This window comes from Phormidium sp. CCY1219 (genome assembly GCF_055795085.1).
Window position 1 is genome coordinate 1 of sequence record NZ_JAYFEQ010000368.1, and the last position, 2,382, is coordinate 2,382.

A 2,382-nucleotide genomic window follows, 5' to 3' on the forward strand; every position below is an offset into this window, starting at 1 on the left:
AGACATTGTTGCGTCTGTTCTGATTGCTCGTAACGTTGGCTTCGCTAATGTTCAGAGTCGGTACTTTCCAAATCGCAGGGTCTTAACCCCTTAGGAGTGTTTAACGATTTGGTTCTAGAGCCTGGAACTAGCACGCATCCCAGGGTAGGAATGTTAACTCTTGCTCTGAATGTAGCCAGTTAAGGCTTAAGCTGGTCAGCTATCCTGTTGCGGGAGGGCACGAAGCCCCCGTGCTTCAGCCGGGGGTGCTGACTCTCCTGGCTGTTTTAGGGCTTGACAATTTGGGCAAAATTTAGTATCTTAACCAGTCATTCCCGGGGGTAGGGGTTGCATTTCTTCTGCGGAAATCCCAGAAAAATGACGATTTAACATCCCGGAAGGGGACGGACAATCCTCTGGGGTTTCACGAATTGAGAATTGACAAAATTATACCAGTGGTGGAGGTCGGAACTTCAATTTTGCACAGTTCGATTCGCCCGCCATAGGCTTGCACGGTGGGCGCTTCGGGCAGGGTCTCTACGGTCCAGTCTCCGCCTTTGACGTAGATATCGGGTTGCACGGCTTCGATGAGAGGGGCGGCGGTAGTACCGTCAAAAATGATGACGCCATCTACGGGTTTGAGGGCACACAGCACTTCCGCGCGCTGCATTTGCGGGACAATCGGTCGCGGGGGTTGTCCGGGTTTGGTGGGTTTGATGGTTTGCACGGAGCGATCGCTATTTAACCCGACCACCAGCGCTCTCCCCAAAGCTTTAGCCTTTTGCAGGTAACGCACGTGCCCCACATGCAGCAAGTCGAAGCAGCCATTGGTAAATACTAAGGGTCGCCACCGATCGCGATCGGTGGCGATTTTCTCTTGCAATGCATCGATGGTGTAAATCCCGGAAATCATAAGCGAAATTACATCGGTTTGTCTGGGTCTTCCTCCGGCGGGTGATACCCATGCTCGAAGGCAAAGCGCACCAGTTGGGCGCGATTTTCTACCTCTAGTTTGCTCAGGATATGACTGAGATGGGTCTGCACCGTGCGCGGACTGATAAATAACCGCCCTGCAATCTGTTTGTTGGTATAGCCTTGGATGACTTCCCAGAACACTCGCGCTTCTGCTGGAGTTAAAGGGAGTGGATCCGGTTCCCGGTTCTCTATCTCCTCCGATGGGGCGCTGTGCCCCTCTGGATTGACACTGGGCGTCGGGTTGCCCTGGATCCCCGGCGTCGGACTCAGTTGCTGCATCAACCGAATCATCTCGGCATGGATCCGCCGCGATCGCTCCAACTGCGCCTCGATTTTCGCCACTAATTCCAATGGCTCAAAGGGCTTAATGAGATAATCATCCGCTCCGATGGCGTGCCCCTCAATGCGATCGTCGAGTTCCCCTTTACTCGATAGGAAAATAAAAGGCACTAATTTGCCCGCCGGGTTGCTCCGCAATCGGCGACAAAACTCAAATCCATCCATCTGGGGCATCATTACGTCGGACACCACTAAATCGGGCGGATCCCTTTGGAATACCTTTAACGCTTCCGCCCCAGAAGTGACTTCCTCCACTACATATCCCTGCTGTTCTAGATGGCGTTTCACCACCATTCGCAGGATTTTATCATCGTCTACTACTAAAATTCGTTTCATCTGTTTGAGCCGCTGCACCTAAGTTCCTACTCGATATCCCTTGCAGGTTGGCAAACTAGACTAAAATCCTTACTGGAACCGCAATTGACATCTCGGTGGGAAAAAACTACATCTCGGGTGTTGTCAATCATACTTCCCCCTGTAGTCTATTGGCAAAGATGATGCCTTCATTCCAGGGGAAAATCCTCTCCTTTATTTTTATCCCTCTATTCTAGCATGGATTTCAGTTTTTTTACCAACATTTTGCCCCCTTACAACTGTTCTCTAGGAAAATCTTCCCTTATTCAATTTTTAGCGCTATTGGCAACCCCCGTTCCCGCCGTTACGTTTCAACCTTGCAATTTTATTCCCTTTTGAGCCGATTAACTTTTTTTGTCTCCTTTATTATCGCTTGTCAAATTCATCACTCTCTAATTTTATTGTGTAACATAACATTTTTTCGCGAATCACAAAAGGTTTTTATCCTTCGCTTAACTCGATAAAAATCGGATTTTTAGCTATCGGTTTAGTTGCATTATTTTCTTGATTAATTAACAAAAGATACATCGGTTTATTTCTGTAATTTTAAAAAATCATCCAGACAAGCAAATCAACAAATAAACTAAATTCCGGATTCCAATCAAAAGGAATTCAGAAAAAATTGACATCCAGGTTTTTATGCTTAGCATTTCTAACGCTGTTAAACTAAGCAATTCCGTCACCAGAACTACTCGTCTTCAGAACCGGACTTGAGACTTTCACCTCATCCGGCTC

General features: G+C 47.9%; 2 protein-coding genes. Both read right to left on the bottom strand.

What is annotated here, in order from left to right; all coding sequences use genetic code 11:
* Window positions 1-403: 403 nt before the first annotated feature.
* Window positions 404-892, bottom strand: coding sequence for an adenylyltransferase/cytidyltransferase family protein (locus tag AC0QH1_RS07120; RefSeq protein WP_324630296.1), 489 nt, complete (start codon window positions 890-892; stop codon window positions 404-406).
* An 8-nt stretch (window positions 893-900) separates the two neighbouring features.
* Window positions 901-1,629 (bottom strand): response regulator transcription factor, encoded by a 729-nt coding sequence (locus AC0QH1_RS07125; RefSeq protein ID WP_324630298.1) that lies wholly within the window; start codon window positions 1,627-1,629, stop codon window positions 901-903.
* Window positions 1,630-2,382 lie beyond the last annotated feature (753 nt).

Coding starts and splice junctions, on each gene's coding strand:
- AC0QH1_RS07120 (WP_324630296.1), bottom strand. CDS start 892: ATGATTTCCGGGATTTACACCATCGATGCATTGCAAGAGAAAATCGCC.
- AC0QH1_RS07125 (WP_324630298.1), bottom strand. CDS start 1,629: ATGAAACGAATTTTAGTAGTAGACGATGATAAAATCCTGCGAATGGTG.